Here is a 25948-nt window from a genome sequence, read left to right as displayed (position 1 = left end):
TTTATCTTGAATTGTCTCAGAAACGAAAAAGCCGCTTCAATTGAAGCGGCTTTATTATGTTTACTTAGCTACTTATTTAACGCTAGTTGTAACTCTCTATTACGCTGTAATTGCGCTAAGAAGTTATCAGCAATTGGTTTAAACTTAGCTAGCTCATCGCGCGGTAAAGGCTCTGATTTAGGTAGTTTGACTGTTTTCGGATTACGATGCACGCCGTTTACTAAGAATTCATAGTGTAAGTGTGGGCCTGTTACGCGGCCTGTCGCACCAACGGTACCAATTTTTTGGCCTTGCTTCACTTTTTGGCCTGTTCTAACCATTTTCTTGTTTAAGTGTAAGTATTTAGTCACATACTGTGTGCCATGGCTAATAAAAACGTAGTTACCATTGTACTTACTGTAACCAGCTTTAATTACTTTACCATTACCCGATGAAACCACTGGCGTACCTGTACGTGCAGCGTAATCAATACCATTATGTGGTTTTACCGTCTTAGTCACAGGGTGTAAGCGGCGAGGATTAAAGCTCGAGCTAATATACTTAAAGTTAACTGGCGCACGTAAGAAGGCTTTTTTCATGCTACGGCCTTCAGGCGTGTAGAAGTTACCATCTGTATGGCGAATAGCGGTATAACGCTCGCCTTGATTAATAAATTCTGCGGCAATAATTTTACCATCACCAATGTACTCACCATCAACATAGTGAGCTTCGTAAATAAGACCAAATTGGTCACCTTTACGAATGTCATTAGCGAAGTCGACATCCCAACCGAAGATGTCAGCAAAATTCATAATTTGACGCTCGCTTAAACCAGCGGCAATACCAGACGTCCAAAAACTATTAGAGATCTCACCGCCAGCTGATTTACTTAGCGTTTCGATTTCTTTGCTATCAATAGCGGTGTCGTAGTTACCTTCGTCATTTAATGTAACGTATAAGGTATCTGTTTTTGAAATCACATAACGAAGCTGCGCTAGAGAGCCATCTTCGGCCGTTGCAAAGCTTAAGATTTCGCCTGGGTGAATTTTTGTTAACTTACGAGTTTCAGCGTTGGTATTAACTAGTTTGTGTAATGTTTGCGCTGAGAAACCCGCACGTTTGAATATAAGTGCTAAATTATCGCCATTACGTACTTCATGGTCGATAAGCTCGTATTCTGGAAGTTTTGCTGCTGCTTGCTCCGAATTTAGCTCAGTTAGTTTTTCGTTATCATCAACTTTAACTTGTAATTCGTAGCGTTTGCCAATTTCAAGTGCGTTCGCACTGTTGTCCTTTGATGCGGTGGCTTTTTCAGAAGGCAATAATGCCAAGCCGACAATAGCAGAAACCAAACCGAGAATAAGCAGTTTGTGTTTTTTGGGAAGTTTGTGCACTACGTGAACCATATCGTGCCTTTTCTGCTGTCAAGAAATTTAAATACTAATATCGCAGGATATACCTAAAATAGAGCAAATACCAGTGTTTTGTAGATTTAAACTGGCGCTATTTTACGCTAGAATTGGCCTGCGCGTTAAACTTTTTTGGTTGAAATTGCAGCAGATGCCTATGGTTAAACTAAATCTAGATTAGTTAACTAAAGTACCTTCATAAAATTGCAATAACGCGGTATAAAGAACAATCATGCGCGCTGCCTTCAGGGCTGTTTCTTAAACTATTTAAGTTAGGCTTTTTTCTAGTGTCGCTTTTTGGTGCTAACTAGCTAAATTTTAAAGTTTTTAGCTCTATATTTATAACCCTGACAGGCCACCACGCCCCGGTAGCTGAATTTTTGGAGTAATACACAGTGGATTTACAAACCGCTCTAGCTGAGATAAAACGCGGTGCAGAAGAGATATTAATTGAAGACGAATTAGTTGAAAAGCTAAAGTCTGGTAAGAAACTTAAGATCAAAGCGGGTTTCGATCCAACTGCGCCTGATCTGCATTTAGGTCATACAGTTCTTATCAACAAAATGAAAACCTTCCAAGATCTAGGTCATGAAGTAATTTTCTTAATCGGTGATTTCACCGGTATGATTGGCGATCCAACGGGTAAAAACGTAACACGTAAACCGTTAACTCGTGAAGATGTTCTAGCTAACGCTGAAACATATAAAGAGCAAGTATTTAAGATACTTGACCCTGCTAAAACTACTGTTGCGTTCAACTCTACTTGGATGGAGAACCTCGGTGCTGCAGGTATGATTAAATTGGCTGCGCGTCAAACAGTAGCACGTATGCTAGAACGTGATGACTTTAAAAAGCGTTATGCCGGCGGTCAATCAATTGCTATCCACGAATTTTTATATCCACTGGTACAAGGTTGGGATTCTGTTGCATTAGAAGCTGATGTAGAGCTTGGCGGTACAGACCAACGCTTTAACCTATTAATGGGTCGTGAATTACAAAAAGATGAAGGTCAGAAGCCACAAACAGTATTAATGATGCCACTGCTTGAAGGTACTGATGGCGTTCAAAAAATGTCTAAGTCATTAGGTAACTACATTGGTATTACTGATGAGCCTAACGATATGTTTGGTAAAGTCATGTCTATTAGCGATGAGCTAATGTGGCGTTACTATGACTTATTAAGTGCCTTATCAATCGAAGAAATTGCTGCACTTAAACAGCGTGTTGCTGATGGTGCGAACCCACGCGACATCAAGATTGAGCTAGCGAAAGAAATGATTGCTCGCTTCCACAGTGAAGAAGCAGCTGAAGGCGCTCATCAAGATTTTATCAAGCGTTTCCAAAAGAATGCATTACCAGATGAGATCCCTGAAGTAACAGTAACGATTGCTGAAGACACTGTGTTCATCACTAATTTATTAAAAGAAGCTAACCTTGTAGCAAGTACATCAGAAGCAATGCGTATGATTAAGCAAGGCGCTGTAAAGATTAATGGTGAAGAAAAAGTAACGGATACTAAGCTTGAAGTTGCTAAAGGTACAACACAGATTTACCAAGTAGGTAAGCGTAAGTTTGCTAAAATCACGTTAGCTTAATTAAATAAGCTACAGAATAAAAAAACCAGCTGCGGCTGGTTTTTTTGTGCTTATATTTTGATTAGTTTGTGAATAGGCTAATTACTTCAATCCCGACTATAAGCAGTAACCAAAATGCTTTCGCTTGATTTAAACGATTGATTAATGTGGGAATATCATCAGCATTTGGTAGGCGATCGGTACCAACACGCATTTTATTAAAGCGCTCACCTTGGTATAGGGCAGGGCCACCTAACTGCACTTGCAAAGCAGCCGATGTAACACTCAACAGCCACCCTGTATTGGTTTGATAAAAGTGTCTGCCATAGTGTTTTATATAATGAATACATTGCTTGCTGGCATTGGTTGCTGCAATCGTTAATGCGACTAATCGAGTGGGTAGCCACTCCAATACAAACAGGAGCTTAGCAATGGGAGCCAAAAACGGGTTGTCGGGTTTGCGGTTTTTTCGCCATGCTTGATGAATTAATGTGAGTAAGCGATAAACCAAAGCAAGGATAGCGCCGCCAAGTATATAAAAGAAAATAACGGCAAAATAATGCCGTGCACTTTGTAGCACCAGTGACTCCATCGTTGCTTTGCAAATTCCAGGATCTGATAAACGTGATACATCACGGGCAACGAGGCTAGCTAGTAGCTCTCTAGCTGTCGCTTTTTGATTGAGTTTGAGTAATCTGGCAATACGTAAAGATTTCTTCTCTTGAGCGCGGCTACTGAGTAAAAAATATAAAATTAAGCCATTTAATAACTCAGGGTAAAAAGCAAACTCTAAAAACAGCACGATCAATGTCACTATCACTAAAATAGTGAGTGTAAAAGCCAAAGTTGAGGCTAAATACTGATAGCTTTTGGGGTTCGTTGGGTTGTATAAACGCTCGCCGAGTGCAGAGAAAATAACGGTTAAAAAGGTGTTTGGATGATACCAACTAACCAAAGGAAAGAAGCGCTCAGCTAAGAGCGCTACAAAAAATACAATAATGTCCAAATGGTTTTGAACAATATTTGTAATCACCTTATAAACTCACCGACGTCAGTTTTTCAAGTAGAGCAACCACCATTTTAGAAGAGTTGATAGATGCAGTTTCGATATACTCTTCAAATGATTGCGGTGATTCTTTACCAGCAATGTCAGACATTGAACGAATCACAACAAATGGTGTTTCTAATACGTGGCAAGCTTGAGCAATTGCCGCACCTTCCATTTCTACAGCAAGCATCGTTGGGAATTCAGCGCGTGTTTTTTCAATTCGTACTGGGTCACACATAAATGAATCACCGGTACAAATTAGGCCAATCATGGTTTTAACATCGCTGATTTGGTTTACGCTTTGCTCTGCCGCTTCAATCAGTTTAGGGTGAGCAGCAAAGCCCGCAGGCATTTGTGGTACTTGGCCAATTTCGTAACCAAATGCAGTAACGTCTACATCGTGATGGCGCACTTCTGAAGAGATAACCACATCGCCTACATTTAGTGACGCTTCAAAACCACCTGCAGAACCTGTGTTGATCACACAATCTGGGCTGAAGTTATCGATTAGTAGTGTTGTTGCTACTGCAGAAGCTACTTTACCAATGCCAGATTGAACTAAAGTAACAGTGTTACCCGCTAATTCACCGGTGTAAAATGTAAAACCAGCTTTAGTCATGATGCTTGGGTTTGCCATCGCTTCGCGTAAGATTTTTACTTCTGGCTCCATCGCGCCAATAATACCAACGTGCATAATATTTGATTCCTTAGATTGAATAGAATGATTATACCTAAAAACAGCTAAAACAAACAAAAAAGCAGACTTTAAAGTCTGCTTTTGCCAATATTATGACAGGCTAAATTTCAGCGAGCGCCGTTGAGTGTGCTTTTGCTTGTGATGGTGACAACACGGCTGGTTTAGTTACGCGGTTACGTGCGGGTCTAACTGGTGCTGCTGCAGGTTTACCAAGCTTAAACATGATTGCATCACGTACTTCTCTTGGTTGATAACCTGATTTTACCTTCATACGAATATGTGGAATGCCTGCAGCTTCTAATGCGCCGCTAACAAACCAATCTCGTTGAGCTTTGTGGCCGTCGCGGTTGGTGTTATTTACCAAATCAACAGCGGCAACAATAGTTAGTTTATCTTTGTCGATAAGTACATAATCTAACTGTTTGTTTTTGGCTTTAGCCATCGCTGCGCGTTTAGCTTTTACTGATAAACCTTGTTTACAGTCGATTAAATCAATCAGTTTAACGCGGCTTACGATTTTATACTGATCGCCTACAGCACGTTCAAGAAGATGTAAAAAAGCACTCTCAACTTGCGTAAAAACAGTTTGCTTACGAGTGAAAGGATAGGGGTTTCCGCCTTCATCGGTAAACTTCGACGCAACAACAGAGGCTACTACGACTAAAACTAAAATTGATAATAAAGCGAATTCCATACGGTAACTCCACAACAACAAATTGACACTGAAAATTAAAAGCAATTAGCGTGCCTAAGTGTGTGGAGGTACTCGAAATTTTTAAGCTGTGTATCCGCCTGCAATCCCTTTAACTGCGATTGCTACTGCGTCATGGGCATGAAGTGATTCGTAGTGATTGATTTGCAACCAATAATCTGCGTAGTTATGCTGTTCAAGTAAGCCTTTAATTTTACGTGCAGCATCTTCGCAGAACATTAAGTTTTGACCATTTAAGCGGGCAAATTCTTGCTCATCTTCACGTTTAACTGCCGCTTGCACAGGTGTTTTTAGCTCAGCTTCTAACGCATCAATTAAGCCAACCACATCAAAACTGTCAACGTTACTATCGAGTTTTACTTTCACGTTTGCAATTGAACGCTGTGAGTGTGGTGTAGCAACAATTCCGTCAGTTGTGCCTAGCCATTCTAAAACAGTTTGCTTATCAACATTTTGCTCTGCAAACTTTTCGCTAAACGCATTTTGAATTAATTGACGAGCAAGGGCTGCTGAACATGGGCATGTTGACGAGTAAGTTACATCAACCATTAACTCAAAGCTTAAAACACCTTGGTTGATCTTCGCGATCAGGTGAATAGGGTAGTTTTTCCAACCCACTTTGCCACTTAATAAAGATTTACGACGTAAAGGCAGCTCAAATTTAAATTCGATTTGTGCTTGGTCACTTAAATCATCATGACTACTAATAAAGGCATCAAGTGCTTGGGCAAGTGTTTGTGGATTAACTTGCTGCTCGGTTGATAAAGTGTCTAACGCTAAAAATAAACGCGACATGTGAATGCCTTTCGCGTCTTCTTTATGCAAGTTTACAAAAGCTCGTGCCTTGGCAATTACATTTACAGGGGCAATATTGCGAGTTTCAAAAATGAAAGGAAGTTCAATTTCGCCCATGCCAACCCAGTCTAATTTACCTGTTTGTAGGGCGGGAGCCGTATCAGCAATATCTGGCATCGTGGTTTGCATGGTAATACTCATTCTTTGCAATTATTAAAGCGCGGTATTTTACATGAAAAAATATAAAAAAGCGGCGTTGATGAAAAAATTCTATGTTTATCGCACAATATGAATATTTCTAAAGGAATAGTGATAAAATCAGCTATGCTGTTTTTTTTCGATTATGTGCCTAAGCTTTAATATATGATTGATTCTTCTTTGAGTCCGTGGGCTCGCACACTCTCAAGCTTTATTTCTAAATACGGTGAGTTTAAAACTGCCGCCGCCTGTTATGCCTTATTATTGGTCATGTCACTGATCTTATCGTGCATGTTTTATTATGTAGCAGTCGGTACGGTGACTTTAGTTGATGTTTTGGCGGTGATGTTCTTCACTGCGGTGGTATCGCCGATTTTAATTACTGTGCTGCTTAACTCAATTCGTCAGTTAGAAGCCTCTTACAGCTATCTAGATAGCGCAACCAAACAAGAAAAACTACTCAACCAAACGCTAAAAGACAATATCAGTCGCTTAAATGAAGAGATTGATGAGCGTAAAATGGCGTTTCATGCCAAACACAGAGCAATCGAAGAACTCAGGCGTGAAATTGCCGAGCGTAAGAAAACCCAACAAGAGCTTGCACAACAAGGTATGTTATTGCGCTCTATTGTCGACTCGTCTCCCGATTTGTTTTATTACCGCGACAACAACGGCGTATTTGCTGGCTGTAATAAAATGTTCGAACAAGTGATAGGGAAAAGCAGCGATGAGTTAATAGGTAAAAGTGTTGAAGAAATCTACCCAAGTGATTATTTACCTGAGGTACTGCGCACCGATAAAAAAGTATCACAAACTCACCAAGCTCTCACTCTTGATGTTGAATATCCAGTAGGGGGTGAAAAGCGTTGGTTTGAAATGCGTAAGTTACCCTTTATTAATGAAAAAGGTGAGTACATTGGTTTACTTGCTTTTGGACGTGATATCACCAGTCGTAAAGAAGCAGCACAAGCACTTGAAGCAGCCTATAAAGATAAAGGTAAGTTCATTGCGACTTTAAGTCATGAGTTAAGAACGCCGCTTAACGGTATTGTGGGTTTAACCCGCATGCTACTTGATACTGAACTAGATAAACAGCAACGTAGCTGGTGTAACACGGTATTTTCGAGTGCCGAAACCCTTGGCAATATTTTTAACGATATTATTGATTTAGATAAAATTGACCGTGAGCAGCTCGATATTGTTGCCGACTCAGTCAACGTGGCCGACTTTATTAATGATGTAGTGAACTTTGCCGGTCTGATTGCTGAACAAAAAGGGCTAGAGTTCAATATTAAGCGCAAAGGTACGCTGGATGTTTACGCATCGCTCGACCCAACTCGTTTACGCCAAGTTGTTTGGAACCTTATCAACAATGCGGTTAAGTTTACTCAACAAGGCCATGTTGAACTTGAATGTCGTCGTGAGAATCGTGCCGATGGTCCGTGGTTAGTTATGCGAGTCAGTGATACAGGGCAGGGTATTCCGCAAGAGCAACTACACCGTATTTTTGACATGTACTATAAAGCACCTGATATCAATGGTACTAATGCCATTGGCTCTGGTATCGGCCTTGCGGTAACGAAAGCACTCGTTAGCGCGATGAAAGGTGAAATTAATGTCAGCAGTACAGAAGGTGAGGGCAGTGTTTTTGTAGTCGAAATACCGCTTCAGTTATGTATTGCGCCTACAGAGCAAAGTTATGCAGTTCGTAGCTTAAACATTCTTTTAGTGGAAGATGTGCCGTTAAATGCTGAAATAGCTACTAACTTACTTGAGCAGCGAGGGCACGAAGTTATTTGGGCTGAAACTGGTGAAGATGCACTGTCGTTTGTCTATACAGAAGATGACTTAGATCTAGTTCTGCTTGATATGCAATTACCTGATATCAATGGTGATGAAGTAGCTCGTCAAATTCGTGACGATGAACACTTTGATAAGCTGCCAATCGTCGCCTTGACTGCCAACGTACGTAGCGCCGAAGAAGAGCTTGCTGGCATCAATATTCAAGGAGCACTTGCCAAGCCTATCAACACCACTAAACTCGATAAAATGCTCGGCGAGCTATTTGATATCAAACAGCAAAAAAACTGTCAGCCTGAGCCAATCAAAGCCGTGACTGAAAAAGATTTATCAGGTATTCGCATTGAGTTACTCGACATAGAAACCATCGAAGACTTTGTAGGCTCTATGGGGCTGGTTATATTTAATCGTAGCTGTGAGTTATTTAATAAGTTAAACCCTCAGTACCAAACTGAGCTGGCAGATGCCTTAGCGGCAGATGATAGAGAAGAGTACAAATCGGTGGCACATAAATTAAAAGGTGCGGCTGGTTCTGTAGGCTTAAACGATGTGCAGTTACACGCTAAGAAGATGGAACACGGCGCGCTTGATGAAAGTAGTGAAGAGTTACAACTGTGGCTTGATGAACTAGCAGTTAAAATAAATGAAGGGCGTGAAGCCCTCCAATTATTCTTGCAACAGTTAGAAGATTAATTCTAATTAGCTGTCGATTTTACCAATGAAGCGGTAGCCTTCACCATGGATGGTGCTGATTAGCTCAGATGTGCTGTTATCGCTTTCAAAGTGTTTTCTGATACGACGAATCGTTACGTCTACAGTACGGTCATTAGCGCGAAGCTCACGACCAGTCATGTGCTTGATTAATTGCTCACGGCTGAAAATACGGCCCGGTGAGTCAAGCATTAAGCGTAGCGCGCGGTATTCACCTTTAGGTAAACGCTTCGCATCGCCACTTGGTGATGTTAAACAACGGCTGTTTTCATCAAGTTCCCAACCGTTAAATGTGATAACACCATTTGTTTCGATATTCGCTTCTTCGCCACCAAGGGCTGTGCGCGAAATAAGGTTACGAGCACGAATAGTTAATTCGCGAGGGTTGAAAGGTTTAGTGATGTAATCATCAGCACCAATTTCAAGACCTAAAATGCGATCAACGTCGTTGTCACGACCTGTTAAGAAAATTAAACCAACGTTACGTTTTTGACGTAATTCACGCGCTAAGATTAGCCCGTTTTTACCTGGTAGGTTGATGTCCATAACTACAAGGTTCACATCATCATTATTTGTAAGCTTGTCATGCATATCATCGCCATCAATGGCTTCAATAACTTTGTAACCTTCAGCTTCAAATAAACTAACGAGGTTTAGTCGAGTTACGTCTTCATCCTCTACGATCAGAATGACTGGCGTTTGCATTGTATATTAACCTTTTCGGAAATTTTATTTACAAAAATTCGGTATTATCAAGCAAAACCGAATACTAGAGATTATAGGATTAGATCCAATTGTTAACAAGTAAAATCAATTTGGATAAAACTTAGCCATAGCTAACAATCGAGATTGCACTTTAAAGTTATGCTGCAATACGTGCTGCTTATTGATATACAGTCGGATTTTATTTCCTTCTTGAACCAGAGAGGCTATACCGCCATTTTCTAAAAAGCTGATACTTTCACCTATCGTTAAAGTATCCAATGAAATTGTATCGGTCCAAAGTGGAAGTATATCATTTTCTAATGTTTCATCAATGTATGTGATATCACAAACTTGAGAAAGTTCAGAAATTTGCTGGGTTTTTTTCACTAATATAACTTTGATTGGCTTTTTGTTAATTTGCAGTTCATTTCTATCTTTAAGAAACGCACCAGGGCCTTTATCTAAGTCATAAAAACAGAATGAAATAGGTGGAGGATCCATTTGCTCATTAAACTTAGTGAACTTGGCAATTTGATACAAAAATGCCGATTTTACCTGGTCAGGTGATTTTGCAGATACCGGGCACACAACAAGCAAAGTTAATAAGATACAACTCACTAATCTCATTACGCTGCACCTTCTTGCAACGGCAGGGTAATTATAAAGTGTGTACCTTCTTGGACTAGTTCATCGTATACGATGCTACCACCGAGTGCTTGAGTCACTAGGTTATACACCAAGTGCATGCCTAAACCACTACCACCTTCACCACGTTTAGTCGTCACAAATGGGTCAAAAATACGTTTTCGAATCGATTTTTCTACACCATGGCCATTATCAAAGTAATGAATGCTCAAGCTACTTTCGTTGCGCTCAACGTTAAAGGTGATTTCGTTATTTTGATCGTCACTAAATGCATGTATCACCGAGTTACTTAACAGCTGTTGTAGCACTTGTTGTAACGGTCCAGATTTGGTTTCAATACTAACATCATTGTTGCAGTTAATCGTGATTTTTGGATTACGGTATTGAATTTCAGAGCGCATCGACATCACTACATCGCTCAATAAATTATTTAAGTTTATTTTGGTGGTGACTTCGACATCTTGATTAACGGCAACTTTCTTAAAGCTAGAAACTAGTTCAGCAGCGCGATTTAGGTTGCGATAGATGAGGTCTAAGTTTTCAATGCCGTCATTAATAAAGCGTTTTAAGTGTGCTGAAGTTAGAGTTTTTTGTTCAAATAGGGCATTAATTTCAGCGAGTTTATCACGGAGTAGAGTAGAGCCTGTAATACCCAAGCCAATAGGTGTATTTACCTCATGGGCAACGCCAGCAACCATTTGGCCTAGTGAAGCCATTTTTTCGTTTTCGACGATTTGGTTTTGGTATTGATGCATTCGCTCAAGGGTATTGAGTAGTTCTTGGTTAGCCTCACGTAATGCGATTGTGCGCTGGTTTACTTTTTCTTCAAGGCTTTGGTTTAGTTGTTTAATCTCTTGTTTGTCTTTTTCGTGGCGCTCAATTTGCTTTTTAGTGCGCGCGAGCATGATGTTTAAGCTGCCAGCAAGTTGATTTATTTCATCAATATTGGTTTTTTTCGCACGAGTTTCATAGTTATGATTTTTCGATACATCTTGCAGCAGGTTACTCAGCTCATCAATAGGGTTTGCAATGCGTTTTTGAATACGTCGAGCAACAAAGTACACCAGAACTAGAACAAATAAGGTGAGCAAAATATCGATGATAATCTTACGATTAATGTACTGGTTTAGCCTATCTAAGCCGCCGCGAACGTACACGTAACCAATCGTGTCGCCTTCGTATACGATAGGTGTTATTAGCTCTATATCTTCATCTTTAAAACGCGGTTCTAATAAATTATCGATGCTACCGACTTTAATGGGTACAGGTGGTGTTCGGTTGGCATTAAAACTACTAAAAAACACTGGTTCGTTTGATAATTCATCGATTGAGTAGATGTGGATGTTTTTAATGAGCGGCACAGACTCAAATGATTTTAAGCGCTCAGATTCTGTTTCGTTATCATCAAACAATACGGTGATTTGTGCATTGTAGGCGATTATTTTCGATAGAATAGAGATTTTATCGACAATCAGTGCTTTTTGCTCTTTGACATCTAAGTAAGTCGAAATAGAAATAGACAAAGACAAACATAACGCAGTAACTAGCATTACCGCATTGGTCAACGCTTTACGAATACTTGTTTGTGTCGAAAATGTCGGCATGCGCTTTTGAAGGCCAGAATTTTTGTTATTAGTAAGAGTTTAGTCTAGCAAAGACAATTGAAAGTAACTAAATATTTTAAAAAATATTTTTACTACGAATAAGCTATTTACTCAACTTTTATTTAGCTGAGTAAACTGCAAATTTAGTATTCTTGAAATCGGTACTGTATTGGCCAAATTGCGCTTCTAAAATAGGTGGGTATTTTAAGAAGCTGTTTGCAACTATGGTCAACTGACCTTGTTTACTTAAGTGCTGCTTAGCTGAGCTAAGAAATGCTTCGGCAATGGTGTAGTCTGTAGCAATACCGGTATGGAAAGGCGGGTTACTGATGATTAAGTCAAACTTACCATTAATATTTGCCAAGCCATCACTCAATACCGTTTGGCCTTTAAGGTGATTTAACGCCAGTGTTTGCTCAGTGGCATAAGTTGCTAATGCACTTACATCGCTACAAACAAATTCAAGCTCAGGCTGCTTTAAACCTAAGTAAGTAGCAATAATGCCGGCGCCGCAAGCAAAGTCGAGTACTTTGCCCTTGCTAATACTTGGCGCATTATTTAAAAGTACCGCAGTACCAACATCAAGAGCACCATGGTTAAATACCCCTGGCACACTGATCGCAGTAAATTCGACTTCGCCCGCTTTTACCTGAAATTGCTTATGGTAACGGCTGATATCAAAGCTATCGTTTAGCGTAAGCTCAGAGAATAAATACAAAATACAGTGCTTAGCACTATCGATTTTGTTACTAAAATTACAGTGGTCTTTTAGCTGTTTCTCTGCTGATTTAACACCGCTTTTATTTTCACCTACCACAAAAAGTTGTACATCTTGATGACAAACAGCACGGATGTTATCAAGGCACATTTGTGCTTCTGGCTTAGCTTTAGGGTAATAGTAGATAACTAAATCGTAGTTACCATGTGGAATAGTGTGACCAACCACAGCATGTACGCCGGCAATTTTGCTGGCATACATGAAATTTGCGTGGTTATAGCTGAACGCGGTAATTACTGAGTCAGGATTGAGTGTTTTAAGTTCGTGTAAAAAGCCATCTTGCTCAAAGTTAACCACTAAAATTGATTTTCCAATAAGTTCGTCTTCATTTCGAAGCAATAATAAACTTGGATTGGTTAACTTACTCATGTTGCTTTTACCTTCTATTACTTAGTACGCTCAAACATTAGATCCCATACGCCGTGACCTAAGCGGTGACCACGTTGTTCAAACTTTGTCAGTGGGCGTGAGTCTGGGCGAGGAACATAATCGTTAGTTTCTGACTGGTTTTTGTAACCTTCAGCAACTTGCATTACTTCAAGCATATGTTCAGCATAGTTTTCCCAGTCAGTCGCCATATGGAAAACACCACCAATTTTTAACTTGCTACGTAATTTTTGCGCAAACTCAGGTTGTACAATACGACGCTTATGGTGACGTTTTTTATGCCATGGATCAGGGAAGAATAATTGCAGCTTAGATAAGCTTTCATCAGCAATACAATCAGCAAGCACTTCAACCGCATCGTGTTCGAATACACGTAAGTTTGTTATACCAGCTTCGTCCGCATCCATTAAACAGGCACCCACACCCGGGCGGTGAACTTCAATACCAATGAAGTTAAGCTCAGGTGCGTTTTTAGCCATTTCAACTAGCGATTTGCCCATGCCAAAGCCGATTTCTAGTACGACATCGTTATCGTTACCAAACACTTCAGCTAGGTTTAGCATGCCATTTTTGTGCTCAAGGCCCATCGTTGGCCAACACTTTTCGATGGCGGCGGCTTGGCCTTTTGTTAGGCGACCTTCGCGCTTAACGAAACTACGAATCGTGCGGATATATTTACCCTCTTGCTTTGCTTGCTCGAGGTTTGGGTTGCTTGAGTCATTCATAAATTTGGCCTGATAAAAACACTGACTATAGAAAAAGGTTGCGTATTATCCCTGACCAGCGCCTTGAGTACAATAGTCAGGGCCTGTTTATCTTGCGAGATTAATTTTGACATTGAGGTAAAGCTGCTGCTGTTCGACTTGCTTGGCCTAACTAACTGCAATAGACTTGGCCGCAATGAGCTTCAGCAGGTAAAGACGTTATTTTGAATTTAAGCAATAAGGAGTCAACTTGGTTTGCAAACCAAGTGGTTGACTGGTATCACCTTCACGGCCGTAAAACGCTGCCATGGCAGTTAAATAAAACCCCTTATAAAGTATGGATTTCTGAGGTTATGCTACAGCAGACTCAGGTCGTTACTGTTATTCCTTACTTTGAAAAGTTTATGCAAAGCTTTCCTGACATCATTGCGCTTGCAAATGCGGATGAAGATCAGGTGCTACACCACTGGACAGGGCTTGGCTATTACGCCCGTGCGCGCAACTTGCATAAAACGGCAAAAATAGTCCGCGATAAATACCAAGGTAAATTTCCAACAACTCTTGAAGAGGTGATGGACTTGCCGGGTATTGGACGTTCAACTGCTGGGGCTATCTTGTCTTTATCGCTTGGCCAACATCATCCAATTCTCGACGGCAATGTTAAACGAGTACTAGCACGCTTTTTTATGGTTGAAGGCTGGTATGGAGTGAAAAAGGTCGAAAATCAACTTTGGTCATTATCATCGCAATTAACGCCTAAAGAGTCGGTCACTGAGTTTAATCAGGCAATGATGGATTTAGGAGCAAGCCTTTGTTCGCGGAGTAAATTCGACTGTGAGCCTTGCCCTTTAAATAGTAAATGCCTTGCTTTTAATGAAGGTAAAGTTAAAGAGTTTCCACATTCAAAGCCTAAAAAAGCAGTGCCTAAAAAGTCATGTCATCAGCTTATTCTAGCCTGTGATAATAAAGTACTCATGGAAAAACGCCCAAGTTCAGGGATATGGGGTGGTTTGTTTGGCTTTTTTGAGTTTAGCGAGTTAACTGAGCTGGAAACATTTTTAGCCCAGCATGGTTTATCTAACGATACGCAGGCACTTGAAGCATTTACCCATATATTTTCGCATTTTGAGCTGACTATTAATCCGCATGTTTTAACACTGCCGAACATTCCTGATCTTATCAATGAGCGTCAATTGGTTTGGTATCCGCTTGATGAGTCAGTTGAAGTTGGTCTTGCAGCGCCTACGAAAAAGCTGGTTAAACAATTAAGCGCAATAGATTACAATAGCATCACGCAATAAGAGTAGAGAGCAATTATGGCACGTACAGTATTTTGTCAAAAGTTACAAAAAGAAGCTGAAGGCTTAGGCTTCCAACTATACCCAGGTGAGCTTGGTGAAAAGATTTTCAACAACATCAGTAAAGAAGCTTGGGGCCAATGGCAACACAAGCAAACAATGCTGATCAACGAAAAGCATCTGAACATGATGGACCCAGAGCACCGTGCTTTTTTAGAAGAGCAAATGGTAGGTTTCTTATTTGAAGGTAAAGACGTAGAAATAGAAGGCTACCGTCCACCAGAAAAATAAGCCCATGATCTAAAAGCAAAAAGGGCCGTTATGGCCCTTTTTTGATAGGTGTTATTCAGTATCTTGCTCTGCTTTTTTTATTTGTTCTTTTAAATACTGCGCTACTTTGGAATATTCAATTTCATAGCTGTCACGCAGTTCAATTAAGTCATCGCTAGAAAGTTCATCTTCTTTACAGCGTTGTTCAAATACAGCAGCTAGTTCTGCAACTTTCATTGCGCCAATCGTTTTTGAAATAGACTTGAGCTGATGACAGGCTGATATAATGGCCTCTAGATCCTGCTCAATGACACCACTGTTGACTTCCTTACTTAGCTGGTAGCTTTGCTCTAAGTACATTTTAAAGAAGCGTAGTTTTTTGTTCTCGTCAGTACCAACATAATCAGCCAATACATTCATATCGATTGGTGCTGCCGGTCTTTTCACTTCGAGCTTAGTAGCCTCAGGGTTCGTTTTGTAAGCGCATTTGTGTAATGTGGCTTCTAGTACATTTAATTCAACTGGCTTAGTGATGTAATCGTTCATACCTATGCTCAAACAGCGCTCTTTTTCACCTTTAAGAGCATTAGCTGTGATGGCAATCACGTAAGGTTGTGCATTGATATCTTCAAGCTGTGACGCTTCATTACGAATTATTTCAACCATATCGTAACCAGACATTTTTGGCATATGTAAGTCGGTCAGAATAATTGAGTGTTTTCCTTCACGCCATGCTTCAAGGCCTTTTTCACCATTTTCAGCCAGCTCAACACCATAGCCTAGCAGGTGTAGTTGATCGGTTAACACTTGTTGATTTAGCACGTTATCTTCAACAAGTAATACTAGCTTATTTTCTTCGCGGGCTTTATCAACACTTAAGTAGTCGTTAAGTGATTTTTTTGAAGTTATTTGTTTTGGTTTATGTAAACCAGCTGCCACAAGTAGCGACATCATAAAGTTGGACTTGCATAGCGGTGCTGCGTTTAGGTAGAAAATATTTTTATGATTAACGGCGGCTTCGTCCAGTTTACTTAGAACTATAACTTGTTGTTTATTATCTTCTAGGGTGTAGAGTAAGCGGCGCAAGATATAGTTAATATCTTCCATGCTCTCGATACCATCGAGGATCCAAATAATATCTTTTTTATCCTGTTCTACTTCGATTATATCGCTGTTGTCAGCGATAACAGGAGTTGCTCCCATAAATGATAGATAACGAGTAAGTATCTTTTTACGACCATCATGGTTAGTTACAACCACTACGCGTTGGTTTTTCATTACCTGCTTATGAGCATATTCAACTTTACCTTGTGTACTAAAAGGTAATTCGACAACAAACTCACTGCCTATTCCTAGGTCACTAGATACAGAAATAGTTCCTAGCATTAGCTCAGTTAAGCTTTTGCAAATAGATAAACCTAAGCCCGTACCACCGTATTCACGGGTGATTGAGCCTTCAGCTTGAATGAATGGGTTAAAGATCTCGCGAAGCTGTGCTTGCGTCATACCCTTACCGTTGTCTAATACACTAAAACGCAGGGTGTAGTGGTCAGTGGTGTTTTGTGCCACCTCTACCGAAATCTTGACGTGTCCTTTACGTTTGTCGTCTGTTGAGGTGAACTTAATCGCATTACTACATAAGTTATAAAGAACTTGGCGAACTCGCACTGTATCACCAATCAAGTTCGTAGGAATATCAGGGGCAATAGCAAGTTCTAATTCAAGATCACGCTTTTTAGCAACCGATGATAAAACACGAGCGACTTCTTCTATGGTGTCTGACACAGAAAAAGGAATGTTATCGATGTTTAATTTACCCGCTTCAATTTTCGAGAAATCGAGAATGTCATCTAATATTCCTAATAATGAAAATGCAGAATCACGAATAATTGTGCTTAGTCTGTGCTGTGCACCATCTAGCTCTGTTTGGCGCAGTAAATCAATTGTTCCGATAACCCCGTTCATAGGGGTGCGAATCTCATGGCTCATGGTCGCCAAGAAAGTAGTTTTAGTTTCGTTTGCCTGCTCGGCTTTTAGGGTTGCTTGCTCAAGAGCAAGGGTTCGCTTGTGTACTTCATTTTCAAGGCTGCTTTGTAGTTTTTGTAAATCAGCCTGAGAAGCTTTGTTTTCCGTTATAGCTGACTGAACTTTATTTAGAAGCAAGTTGATGTGTCTAGCTACAGAGTTTAATCCAAAATCCAATTCTTCAGTTACGTGGGTCTGATAATCTGCATTTTCGGTAATTGCTTTTAACTCTTGACTCAAAGCGCTACTGCTTTTACTAAAACGTTTATTAATAAAAATGCTCAGTGCGAAGGATAAAATAATTAATGCAAGAAGAGTCATGGCTGCAAGGGCGAGTGAAACCCCTGTTGATTGTGTAACAGGCTGCTCAGATGGATGTTGTTTTACTATAAGTTCACCGACAGGTTGGTCATTAAGTTCAAGTACAGTGTGAATGAGTGAGTTTTGTTCTAGTTGTTGGTTTACTTTACTTGGCGTTATGAGCTTTTTGTTATTAGCGTAAACCAGTGAAACGTCACCATTGAATTCGTATCTATACAAGTAATAATCAAAGTTAGCCTGAAGGAGGTGTGCTAAGTCTAAAACTTCTTTTACTTTGTCTTGACCTGGCATAGTTAATGCGCTGACAAGTGGAGAAGTGAGTTGAGCTGATAGTTGCTGAGCTGTTAATTGAGGTTTATCTATCTTTTGTGGTTTATTACTAGTTGGATAAAAGGAATAAGCAACAACCGCTAGCAAGGCGATGACAAGGTTCGTGATTATAAAAAGCGGTAAGAGGCCTTTAACAGGTGAATTCGATTTACTTGGCATGGCATTAGTCCAACAATTAAACAGCAACATTGAGCATATTCTTGATTATTAGATAATCCTATCATCTACGAAGAAAAATTCACCACGTTTTTAACATAGGTAACCCTTTTATGATGAGGGTCAACTCAAAAGCGCTAAGTTTGTAGATTAAATAAGCTAAAAGCTATTAAAAACAGCAATCTTGATTGAAAACTGTGCAAATAGTTAGAATCCTCAAAAAAAAGTTGACTTGAGAGGGCAAAACCCGTTTAATACGCCGCACGCCCAGACAGCGACAACCAGTTTTGTTGCTTAAAAGTGCGTTTAAAATTTAGTGCCAAAATAGCTCGGTATTAGAGCCCTTTGGAATTGCATTGAAAATCCTTGTGGATATTCTGCATAAAACTAAATATTGCCCAGATAGCTCAGTCGGTAGAGCAGAGGATTGAAAATCCTCGTGTCGGTGGTTCGATTCCGCCTCTGGGCACCATTATTAAATATATTGGTGTTAAATTTTTGATTAAAACATCAGTATAGTGCATAGCACGCAAATTTAGTGTGCCGACTTAGCTCAGTTGGTAGAGCAACTGACTTGTAATCAGTAGGTCATCCGTTCAACTCGGATAGTCGGCACCATTTATTTTAATAGTTAGCATTTAGTTAATTGTTTTGCCCAGATAGCTCAGTCGGTAGAGCAGAGGATTGAAAATCCTCGTGTCGGTGGTTCGATTCCGCCTCTGGGCACCATTATTTGATAATCTCTTTTAAAGTGATTATAGTGCACAACGCACACGATTTTAGTGTGCCGACTTAGCTCAGTTGGTAGAGCAACTGACTTGTAATCAGTAGGTCATCCGTTCAACTCGGATAGTCGGCACCATTTATTTTAATAGTTAGCATTTAGCTAATTGTTTTGCCCAGATAGCTCAGTCGGTAGAGCAGAGGATTGAAAATCCTCGTGTCGGTGGTTCGATTCCGCCTCTGGGCACCATTATTTATAATCACAATGTGATTAAGTGCACAACGCACACAGGTTTCGTGTGCCGACTTAGCTCAGTTGGTAGAGCAACTGACTTGTAATCAGTAGGTCATCCGTTCAACTCGGATAGTCGGCACCATTTATTTTAATAGTTAGCATTTAGCTAATTGTTTTGCCCAGATAGCTCAGTCGGTAGAGCAGAGGATTGAAAATCCTCGTGTCGGTGGTTCGATTCCGCCTCTGGGCACCATTGATTCAAAGCCTCGCAATTGCGAGGTTTTTTTGTTTTTGGCTCCTCCAAATCACGATTTTACATCCCGTAGGCGTGAAATTTAAAGCTATCAGCTTTCAGCCGTCAGCTATCAGATGAAAAAGTTAGCGAGTTAGAAAGAGTAAAGGTACGAGTTTCGAGGCCCGAGATACGAGTTGAAGGAGGCGTTTTAACGCCGAAAAAAGAGTTATTAGATATCAGTCGTTAGAAGTCAGATTGAAAAGTGCCTACACTCAGTTTCAGATAAATGCTCACCCGTATATGTAAATTTATTACACGCTAATAAACTCTTGTAAAAGAGAGAAGCTAGATCAAAGTTCTGATAGCTGATAGCTGATAGCTGATAGCTGATAGCTGATAGCTGATAGCTGATAGCTGATAGTTTGCAACTTACCTCCATTTTCCTACCGTTCATCGTAGCCACATGCCAGGCAGTGTAATGTTATGTAAAGTCAGTTGAGCAAAACTTAACGTGGTGCTTGAATTACACTCATAAATAGATGTTTTCAGGTTTTTAGAATGAATTGGCAATATAAGCCGAGTTTTTTGGCTTTAAGTGTAATTTTGCTAAGTGCATGTGCAAGCCAGCCGGCTCACAATGAACGAGTTGCTGAACTTGAGTCGGTGCCGAGTGCATGGCAGCAGCTTCCCGCAGACGACAAGGTGCTTGCAGTTCAAGATAACTGGTTGCAGCAATTACACGATCCTCAAGTTTTTAATTTAGTTGAGCAAGCATTGGCGCATAACCAAGCAATTTTACAAGCTGGTTTTGATGTGGCAATTAAAGAGCAGCAGCTTATTGCTGCAGGGGCTGATTTATGGCCAAGCCTAGATTTATCAACACGTGCTAGCCGCAGTAAAGATAATCGCCCTGTCAGTTACAGTAATGCCAGCTCAGCATCGCTAGAATTAAGCTACGAAGTTGATTTATGGGGAAAATTATCGGCCTCTGAAAGACAGGCAAACCTTGATTATCTAGCAGAAAAAGCCATATTTGCGCAAAGCAAACAACAATTAGTGGCTGATGTAGTAGCTGGTTGGTTTGATGTTATTACTAATCACAAATTGCTTGAGTTGTTTAAGCAACGAGAACAAAACGCCGAGAAAAATTTAGATATTATTGAATCAGGATACCGCCAAGGTTTAAATGAAGCGCTTGATGTATATCTTGCGCGTAATGAGTTAAATACTGAGCGCTCGAATATTGCCGCGCAGCAAGCCAAGCTAACTCAATCGATTCGTGATTTAGAGCGTTTAACAGGTCAATATCCTGCAGGCGCATTAACTGTCAGTGCAGATTTGCCATTACTTGAGAACACTATTCCGTTGGGGTTGCCTTCAGAGCTCATCACCCGCAAACCAGCGCTAATGGCGAGCTGGTATCAGCTTTTAAGCACAGACGCAGGGCTTGCTTATGCGCATAAACAGCGTTTTCCGAGTTTAAATCTTTCAGCATCAATCAGTGACAGCACCAATAGAGTAAGTGATTTATTTTCGCCTTCTAGCTTAGCTTGGTCGCTGATTGGTAGCATTTCAATGCCGCTCTTTGAAGGGGGGCGTTTACAAGCTAATGAAGAACAAGCAAGGCTTACCGTTAAACGTCAAGAGCAAGCTTACCTTGCCACACTCTATGATGCATTTAATGATGTTGAAACTGCAATTAGCCAAGAACAAGCTTTAAAAGTTCGTTATGAAAAAACCTTAGAAGCCCAAGAAAATGCGGTTGCCGCTGAGCGCTTATCCTTTGAGCAATATCAAAGTGGCTTAGTAACATACACGACCGTTCTAGATGCGCAAGATCGTTCTTTCAACGCGCAGAGTTCGGTCATCGAACTTAAAAATCAGCTTATTAAAAATCGAATTAACTTACACATTGCCCTTGGTGGTGACTTTAGTGCAGCAAACAGCGAAGTAGAAGAGCAATAATCATGAATAGTAAGACACGTAAAATATTAATCCCACTTGTAGTTATAGCTGTGACGGTACTGCTCGTCATGTTTATTAAAGGCAACCCACCACAAGCAAACCGCTTTTCTTCACCACCGAAAGCGAAAGTAAATGTTGCTGTTAAAACGCTGACGCCAGAATCCTATCAAGTGATGATAGATAGTTTTGGAACGGTTAAGCCGCGTACGCAAAGTTTGTTAGTTGCTCAGGCCTCCGGACAAATTATAGAAATTAGTGAACAATTTCGTGAAGGTGGTTTTTTTGAAAAAGGCGATGTGTTGTTGCAGCTAGATGATAGAGATCACCGCGCCGAAGTGAAATCAGCCCAAGCTGCTTTATTAACCGCAGAGCAAGGCTTACTTGAAGAACAAGCTCGCGGTCGCCAAGCTGAAACTGACTGGCAGCGCTTAGGTAAGGGCGAAGAAGCTAGTAGCTTAGTGCTGCGTAAACCACAATTAGCTGCAGCTGAAGCGAGTGTATTATCGGCGCAAGCCACCCTTGAGAAAGCTAAACTCGACTTAGAGCGTACAAAAATTACAGCACCTTACGCAGGTCGTGTTTTAAGTCGCAGTGTAGACTTAGGCCAAGTTGTGAGTAACAACATGGAACTAGCGAGCATTTATGCGATTGACCGTGTTGAGATCCGTTTACCAATCAAAAATAAAGACTTGCCGTTTATTAACTTACCTGAGCAGTTTCGTGACGGCGCTAAAAATAGTGCGGGTTCATTAGTTAAATTCAGCTCAGACCTTGTTGGTAAACAGCATTGGCAAGGTCAAGTTGTCCGCACCGAAGGTGCCATTGACGAAAACGCTCAGCAGCTTTATGTGGTTGCACAAATTAATGACCCTTATAAAGCAACATCTATAAATCAATATCCAATCAAAATTGGTCAATATATCAAAGCGCAGATCACCGGTAAGACGATTGATAATGCCATTGTGATCCCAAATAGTGCGATTTACCAAGGCACTTATGTTTATGTTGAAGAGCAAGGTGTTTTACGTCGTAAAAATATTTCACTTGCTTGGCAAAATGCTAATCAAGCTGTTATAGCTGATGGCCTGTCTGCAGGTGATAATTTAGTTATTACACCGCTTGGACAAGTTAGCTCAGGTACGCAAGTGACTGTGATGGGAAGCGAAGAGTATCAAGCTACGAGGGGGAAAGCTAAGCGTCTTAATAATCAAGAGCAACCTAAAGAGCAAGGAGCGCAATAATGATTGCTTGGTTTACAAAGAATCATGTTGCAGCAAACTTATTGCTGATCAGCATTTTATTAGCCGGTTTATTTAGCGTTTCGACACAAATCCCGCTTGAGGTATTTCCATCGTTTGAGTCAGATCGCATTAGTGTCAGTGTATCACTTCGTGGCTCGACGCCTGAGGATGTAGAAAAAGGGGTCTCGATTCGCATTGAGGAAGCTGTTCAAGATCTTGAAGGGGTAAAGCGGATCACTAGTCGTTCATCAGAAGGCTCTTCATCAGTAAGTATAGAGGTCGAGACAGGTTATGACCCAAGGGAGCTATTGGCTGATATTAAAAGTCGAGTAGATGCGATTAACACCTTTCCGGTTGATGCGGAAAAGCCGATAGTTTCGCTTGCCGAATGGAAGCGCGAAGTTATCGCAGTATCTGTTTCAAGTATTTATGGTGAAAAAGAAACACTTGAATACGCTGAAACTGTACGTGATGAGCTTTTGCGTTTGCCAAGTGTAACTCAAGTTGAGTTAAGCGGAGTTCGTAATTACGAAATAGCCATAGAGGTGAGTCAAGATACTTTGCGGCAATATGATTTGAGTTTAGCGGATATTTCTTCAGCTATTAAGAACTCAAGCACAGACGTTTCTGCTGGTAATTTAAAAACAGAGGGCGGTGATGTACTTATTCGCTCTAAAGGGCAAGCATACCGTAAAGATGAATTTGCTAATATAGTGGTTAAGAACCAAGCCGATGGCACTATTATCCGTTTAGGTGATATTGCCCGTATTAGTGATGATTTTGAAGAAACCCCCGTTCGTACTCGTTTTAATGGTAAACAGGCGGCTTTTATTGATGTATACCGTATTGGTCCACAAAGTGCGATTGAAGTAGCTGATGCTGTAAAAAACTTTATCACAGAACATCAAAGTCAACTTCCAGAAGGGTTTGAGTTAAGTTATTGGGACGATGACTCCGAAGTTGTAAAAAGCCGCATAGCAACTCTCACAAGTAACGCAATTCAGGGCGGAATTTTAGTGCTAGCGCTATTAACTCTATTCCTACGTCCAGCTATTGCTTTTTGGGTATTTATTGGCATACCTGTATCGTTTATGGGCGCATTTTTGATAATGCCTATCTTTGGTATAACACTCAATGTAATCAGCTTATTTGGTTTTATTTTAGTGTTAGGTATTGTTGTAGATGATGCCATTGTTACAGGTGAAAACGTTTATACCCACTTAAAAACGGCAGAAAGTGGTGAACAAGCGGCTATTCGTGGTACTCAGGAAGTAGCAACTCCTGTGACCTTTGGTGTGTTGACAACCGTTGCAGCCTTTTTACCTTTAGCTTTTATTGAAGGTGCGCGAGGCGCTATCTTTGCACAAATCCCTGTCGTGGTTATTCCGGTTTTACTATTCTCATTAATCGAGTCAAAGTTTGTTTTACCTGCACACTTAAAGTATTTAAAGCTGCGCCACGAGAAGGGTGAACCGACCAAACTTGAACGCCTTCAGCAGCGCTTTGCCGACGGTTTTGAACACGCAATAATGAAATATTACCAACCATTATTGAATTTAGCCTTAAAGAATAAAGTAGCCACTGTGAGCTTATTTGTCGGTATTTTTATAATTATTATGACTTTAATAACAAGTGGTTGGACGAAGTTTACTTTTTTCCCTCGAATTCCAAGTGAAACCGTGCGTGCATCTGTTACTTTTCCTGCTGGTACACCGTTTGAAGTAACGAATAAATATGTAATCAAAATGTCAGACAAGGCAAAAGAGTTACAAGATAAATATCGTGATGAAGACGGTCAAAGTGTAATTTTAAATATTTTGGCAACTACGGGGGGGCGTGGTGGCTCGTCAAATACGGGCAGTGTTAGATTTGAGATTATGCCAGCTGAAAAGCGAGAATCAGATATTGGCTCTCGTGAACTTGCTAGTGAATGGCGAGACTTAATTGGCATTATACCGGGTGCAGAAAGTGTAACGTTCCGTGCTGAGTTTGGCCGAACATCGAGCCCAATTGATGTACAGCTAAATGGTAGCTCAATTGAAATGCTTGAAGCAGTAGCCGAAAGAGTGAAAGAACGATTATCGACTTATCCAACCGTCTTCGAAATTGCTGATAGCATGTCAGACGGTAAAGAGGAGTTGCAAATAGAGCTGACAGAGCAAGGTTTAGCATTAGGTTTAAACCGTGTTGATGTATCGCAGCAAGTACGTAATTCGTTCTTCGGTGCGCAAGTTCAGCGCATACAACGTGGGCGCGATGATGTGCGGGTTATGGTGCGTTTACCTATTGAAGAGCGTCGTTCTGTTGCTGATTTGAAAGACATTCTAATTAAAACTCCTGCTGGTGGGACTGTGCCGCTCTCGCATGTGGCAACTCTAGTACCGGGCCAAAGCCCATCATCTATTTATCGTATTGACCGCTATCGCACACTGAATGTGACTGCGGATGTCGAAAAATCAAATACCAATATGACGGTGCTGCAAGCAGATCTAAAAACTTACTTAGACGAGCTAATGCAGCAATATCCTGGAGTTGATTATTCACTAGAAGGTGAAGCCAAAGAACAGCGTGAATCATTTGGTTCACTGGCTTGGGGCCTAGTGTTTGTATTTTTTATTATTTATGCGTTATTAGCGATTCCGTTTAAATCATATATGCAGCCATTGATCGTAATGAGCGTTATACCGTTTGGCATGATAGGTGCCGTAATGGGTCACTGGATAATGGGAATGGATCTGACCATTATGAGTTTACTTGGCATGTTGGCCTTGATAGGCGTGGTTGTGAATGACTCACTGGTACTGGTTGATTTTATCAATAAGAAACGTGAAGAAGGCGGTGATTTACTTGAAACCGTTAAGCTTGCCGGTGCAGCTCGTTTTCGCCCAGTTATGCTAACCAGTCTAACCACTTTTATTGGTTTAATGCCGCTGTTATTTGAAAAAGCTACGCAAGCACAATTTCTTATACCAATGGCGGTAAGTCTTGGTTTTGGGATTATCTTTGCAACGCTTATCACCTTGCTATTAGTGCCAGTTAATTATCTATTGATGGAGCGTTTTCAAGGGTGGTTTAAGTAGAGCTCGAAGTTAACAGTTAGCGCTTGGTTGAAATTAGGCGCTAGGAGCTAGGTTCTAGGACGCGGGGTAAACCCGCTGCTACAGGTAACGAGTGGCGGCGGATTTATCCCGCGTTTTTTGTTTTAAAAGAATAAAGTTAGCGAGGGGAAAGAGTAAAGTTAGCAAGTTAGCAAGGGGAAAGAGTAAAGTTAGATTGTGCCCGCACATTGCTATGGCTAAACCCGATACCGTAGGCGTGAAATTTATTTCGCGCGAATAAGAGTAATAAGTTCTTGTATAAAAGAAAAACTACATGGAAGATTTTCGATAGCTGATAGCTGATA

The 25948-nt window shown here is 40.7% G+C and carries 18 protein-coding genes and 7 tRNA genes; 14 read left to right on the top strand and 11 right to left on the bottom strand.

The genetic code is table 11. The annotated features are described in order from the left end of the window. Nucleotides 1-68: 68 nt before the first annotated feature. Nucleotides 69-1385 carry a peptidoglycan DD-metalloendopeptidase family protein gene (locus QUE86_RS03575; RefSeq protein WP_130050829.1) on the bottom strand — a complete coding sequence of 439 codons (1317 nt, stop codon included), beginning with the start codon at nucleotides 1383-1385 and terminating at the stop codon, nucleotides 69-71. Nucleotides 1386-1783: 398 nt separating this feature from the next. On the opposite strand from QUE86_RS03575, the gene tyrS reads away from it, so the two are divergent. Continuing rightward, nucleotides 1784-2983 (top strand): tyrosine--tRNA ligase, encoded by a 1200-nt coding sequence (tyrS, locus tag QUE86_RS03570; protein ID WP_130050830.1) that lies wholly within the window; start codon nucleotides 1784-1786, stop codon nucleotides 2981-2983. Nucleotides 2984-3044: 61 nt separating this feature from the next. Here tyrS and QUE86_RS03565 read toward each other — a convergent pair whose 3' ends face one another. From QUE86_RS03565 to folE2, 4 genes are all read right to left on the bottom strand, one after another. Then, complete coding sequence (locus QUE86_RS03565; protein WP_286259251.1) at nucleotides 3045-3995, bottom strand: cobalamin biosynthesis protein CobD/CbiB; 951 nt, start codon at nucleotides 3993-3995, stop codon at nucleotides 3045-3047. 1 nt (nucleotide 3996) lies between these two features. Beyond that, nucleotides 3997-4704, bottom strand: coding sequence for a 5'-methylthioadenosine/S-adenosylhomocysteine nucleosidase (gene mtnN / locus QUE86_RS03560; protein ID WP_286259249.1), 708 nt, complete (start codon nucleotides 4702-4704; stop codon nucleotides 3997-3999). Between the two features lie 103 nt (nucleotides 4705-4807). After that, entirely contained in the window at nucleotides 4808-5401 is a 594-nt protein-coding gene (locus QUE86_RS03555) for a DUF2726 domain-containing protein (RefSeq protein WP_130050833.1), read from the bottom strand. Nucleotides 5402-5482: 81 nt separating this feature from the next. Continuing rightward, nucleotides 5483-6403 (bottom strand): GTP cyclohydrolase FolE2, encoded by a 921-nt coding sequence (gene folE2 / locus QUE86_RS03550; RefSeq protein ID WP_130050834.1) that lies wholly within the window; start codon nucleotides 6401-6403, stop codon nucleotides 5483-5485. A 174-nt stretch (nucleotides 6404-6577) separates the two neighbouring features. Between folE2 and arcB the strand changes: the two genes are divergently transcribed. Continuing rightward, complete coding sequence (gene arcB, locus QUE86_RS03545) at nucleotides 6578-8905, top strand: aerobic respiration two-component sensor histidine kinase ArcB (protein ID WP_130050835.1); 2328 nt, start codon at nucleotides 6578-6580, stop codon at nucleotides 8903-8905. Between the two features lie 6 nt (nucleotides 8906-8911). Here the strand turns inward: arcB and arcA are convergent, their stop codons facing one another. From arcA to trmB, 5 genes are all read right to left on the bottom strand, one after another. Beyond that, on the bottom strand, nucleotides 8912-9628 hold the full coding sequence (arcA, locus tag QUE86_RS03540; protein ID WP_054551295.1) for a two-component system response regulator ArcA: 717 nt from the start codon (nucleotides 9626-9628) through the stop codon (nucleotides 8912-8914). Nucleotides 9629-9733: 105 nt separating this feature from the next. Then, the gene (locus tag QUE86_RS03535; protein ID WP_130050836.1) at nucleotides 9734-10255 is read right to left on the bottom strand and encodes a YfiR family protein; all 522 of its coding nucleotides are present in this window, start codon (nucleotides 10253-10255) and stop codon (nucleotides 9734-9736) included. Next, nucleotides 10255-11877 (bottom strand): ATP-binding protein, encoded by a 1623-nt coding sequence (locus tag QUE86_RS03530; protein WP_130050837.1) that lies wholly within the window; start codon nucleotides 11875-11877, stop codon nucleotides 10255-10257. Before QUE86_RS03530 ends, QUE86_RS03535 begins: the two co-directional genes overlap by 1 nt. A 118-nt stretch (nucleotides 11878-11995) precedes the next feature. After that, nucleotides 11996-13024: a 16S rRNA (guanine(1207)-N(2))-methyltransferase RsmC gene (gene rsmC / locus QUE86_RS03525; protein ID WP_286259244.1), complete on the bottom strand. Its 1029-nt coding sequence runs from the start codon at nucleotides 13022-13024 to the stop codon at nucleotides 11996-11998. A 17-nt stretch (nucleotides 13025-13041) separates the two neighbouring features. Continuing rightward, nucleotides 13042-13767: a tRNA (guanosine(46)-N7)-methyltransferase TrmB gene (trmB, locus tag QUE86_RS03520; RefSeq protein WP_130050839.1), complete on the bottom strand. Its 726-nt coding sequence runs from the start codon at nucleotides 13765-13767 to the stop codon at nucleotides 13042-13044. A 203-nt stretch (nucleotides 13768-13970) separates the two neighbouring features. Here trmB and mutY point away from each other — a divergent pair, with 203 nt between their 5' ends. Together mutY and QUE86_RS03510 are read left to right on the top strand one after the other, a co-directional pair. Beyond that, entirely contained in the window at nucleotides 13971-15047 is a 1077-nt protein-coding gene (gene mutY / locus QUE86_RS03515; RefSeq protein ID WP_175580500.1) for an A/G-specific adenine glycosylase, read from the top strand. 15 nt (nucleotides 15048-15062) lie between these two features. Then, nucleotides 15063-15335, top strand: coding sequence for an oxidative damage protection protein (locus QUE86_RS03510; protein ID WP_036970432.1), 273 nt, complete (start codon nucleotides 15063-15065; stop codon nucleotides 15333-15335). A gap of 51 nt (nucleotides 15336-15386) precedes the next feature. Here QUE86_RS03510 and QUE86_RS03505 read toward each other — a convergent pair whose 3' ends face one another. Beyond that, nucleotides 15387-18149 carry a hybrid sensor histidine kinase/response regulator gene (locus tag QUE86_RS03505; RefSeq protein ID WP_250661137.1) on the bottom strand — a complete coding sequence of 921 codons (2763 nt, stop codon included), beginning with the start codon at nucleotides 18147-18149 and terminating at the stop codon, nucleotides 15387-15389. A gap of 393 nt (nucleotides 18150-18542) precedes the next feature. Between QUE86_RS03505 and QUE86_RS03500 the strand changes: the two genes are divergently transcribed. The 10 genes from QUE86_RS03500 (at nucleotide 18543) to QUE86_RS03455 (ending at nucleotide 25625) form a co-directional block, all read left to right on the top strand. Then, nucleotides 18543-18618, top strand: a tRNA-Phe gene (locus QUE86_RS03500). Between the two features lie 70 nt (nucleotides 18619-18688). Next, nucleotides 18689-18764: transfer RNA gene (locus QUE86_RS03495), tRNA-Thr, on the top strand. 35 nt (nucleotides 18765-18799) lie between these two features. Continuing rightward, a tRNA-Phe gene (locus QUE86_RS03490) sits at nucleotides 18800-18875 on the top strand. A 57-nt stretch (nucleotides 18876-18932) separates the two neighbouring features. Next, nucleotides 18933-19008, top strand: a tRNA-Thr gene (locus QUE86_RS03485). Nucleotides 19009-19043: 35 nt separating this feature from the next. Then, nucleotides 19044-19119 (top strand) — tRNA-Phe (locus tag QUE86_RS03480). Nucleotides 19120-19170: 51 nt separating this feature from the next. After that, nucleotides 19171-19246 (top strand) — tRNA-Thr (locus tag QUE86_RS03475). A gap of 35 nt (nucleotides 19247-19281) precedes the next feature. Further along, nucleotides 19282-19357: transfer RNA gene (locus QUE86_RS03470), tRNA-Phe, on the top strand. Between the two features lie 540 nt (nucleotides 19358-19897). Continuing rightward, nucleotides 19898-21304: an efflux transporter outer membrane subunit gene (locus QUE86_RS03465; RefSeq protein WP_286259239.1), complete on the top strand. Its 1407-nt coding sequence runs from the start codon at nucleotides 19898-19900 to the stop codon at nucleotides 21302-21304. 2 nt (nucleotides 21305-21306) lie between these two features. Beyond that, nucleotides 21307-22545, top strand: coding sequence for an efflux RND transporter periplasmic adaptor subunit (locus QUE86_RS03460; RefSeq protein WP_239976761.1), 1239 nt, complete (start codon nucleotides 21307-21309; stop codon nucleotides 22543-22545). Next, nucleotides 22545-25625, top strand: a complete 3081-nt coding sequence (locus QUE86_RS03455; protein WP_130050844.1) for an efflux RND transporter permease subunit — start codon at nucleotides 22545-22547, stop codon at nucleotides 25623-25625. The genes QUE86_RS03460 and QUE86_RS03455 overlap by 1 nt, the downstream gene beginning before the upstream one ends. Nucleotides 25626-25948: the final 323 nt, after the last annotated feature.

Origin of the sequence: Pseudoalteromonas apostichopi (assembly GCF_030297135.1) — a bacterium.
In the GTDB taxonomy this organism is placed as follows: Bacteria; Pseudomonadota; Gammaproteobacteria; order Enterobacterales; family Alteromonadaceae; genus Pseudoalteromonas; species Pseudoalteromonas apostichopi.
The sequence above is the reverse complement of the archived record's forward strand: the minus strand, read 5'-3'. Positions and strand labels throughout refer to the sequence as shown.

Bases quoted from the DNA above. Each gene is read 5' to 3' on its own strand.
- QUE86_RS03575 (WP_130050829.1), bottom strand. From the start codon at position 1,385: ATGGTTCACGTAGTGCACAAACTTCCCAAAAAACACAAACTGCTTATT.
- mtnN (WP_286259249.1), bottom strand. From the start codon at position 4,704: ATGCACGTTGGTATTATTGGCGCGATGGAGCCAGAAGTAAAAATCTTA.
- QUE86_RS03555 (WP_130050833.1), bottom strand. From the start codon at position 5,401: ATGGAATTCGCTTTATTATCAATTTTAGTTTTAGTCGTAGTAGCCTCT.
- folE2 (WP_130050834.1), bottom strand. From the start codon at position 6,403: ATGCAAACCACGATGCCAGATATTGCTGATACGGCTCCCGCCCTACAA.
- arcB (WP_130050835.1), top strand. From the start codon at position 6,578: ATGATTGATTCTTCTTTGAGTCCGTGGGCTCGCACACTCTCAAGCTTT.
- arcA (WP_054551295.1), bottom strand. From the start codon at position 9,628: ATGCAAACGCCAGTCATTCTGATCGTAGAGGATGAAGACGTAACTCGA.
- QUE86_RS03535 (WP_130050836.1), bottom strand. From the start codon at position 10,255: ATGAGATTAGTGAGTTGTATCTTATTAACTTTGCTTGTTGTGTGCCCG.
- QUE86_RS03530 (WP_130050837.1), bottom strand. From the start codon at position 11,877: ATGCCGACATTTTCGACACAAACAAGTATTCGTAAAGCGTTGACCAAT.
- rsmC (WP_286259244.1), bottom strand. From the start codon at position 13,024: ATGAGTAAGTTAACCAATCCAAGTTTATTATTGCTTCGAAATGAAGAC.
- trmB (WP_130050839.1), bottom strand. From the start codon at position 13,767: ATGAATGACTCAAGCAACCCAAACCTCGAGCAAGCAAAGCAAGAGGGT.
- QUE86_RS03510 (WP_036970432.1), top strand. From the start codon at position 15,063: ATGGCACGTACAGTATTTTGTCAAAAGTTACAAAAAGAAGCTGAAGGC.
- QUE86_RS03505 (WP_250661137.1), bottom strand. From the start codon at position 18,149: ATGCCAAGTAAATCGAATTCACCTGTTAAAGGCCTCTTACCGCTTTTT.
- QUE86_RS03465 (WP_286259239.1), top strand. From the start codon at position 19,898: ATGAATTGGCAATATAAGCCGAGTTTTTTGGCTTTAAGTGTAATTTTG.
- QUE86_RS03460 (WP_239976761.1), top strand. From the start codon at position 21,307: ATGAATAGTAAGACACGTAAAATATTAATCCCACTTGTAGTTATAGCT.
- QUE86_RS03455 (WP_130050844.1), top strand. From the start codon at position 22,545: ATGATTGCTTGGTTTACAAAGAATCATGTTGCAGCAAACTTATTGCTG.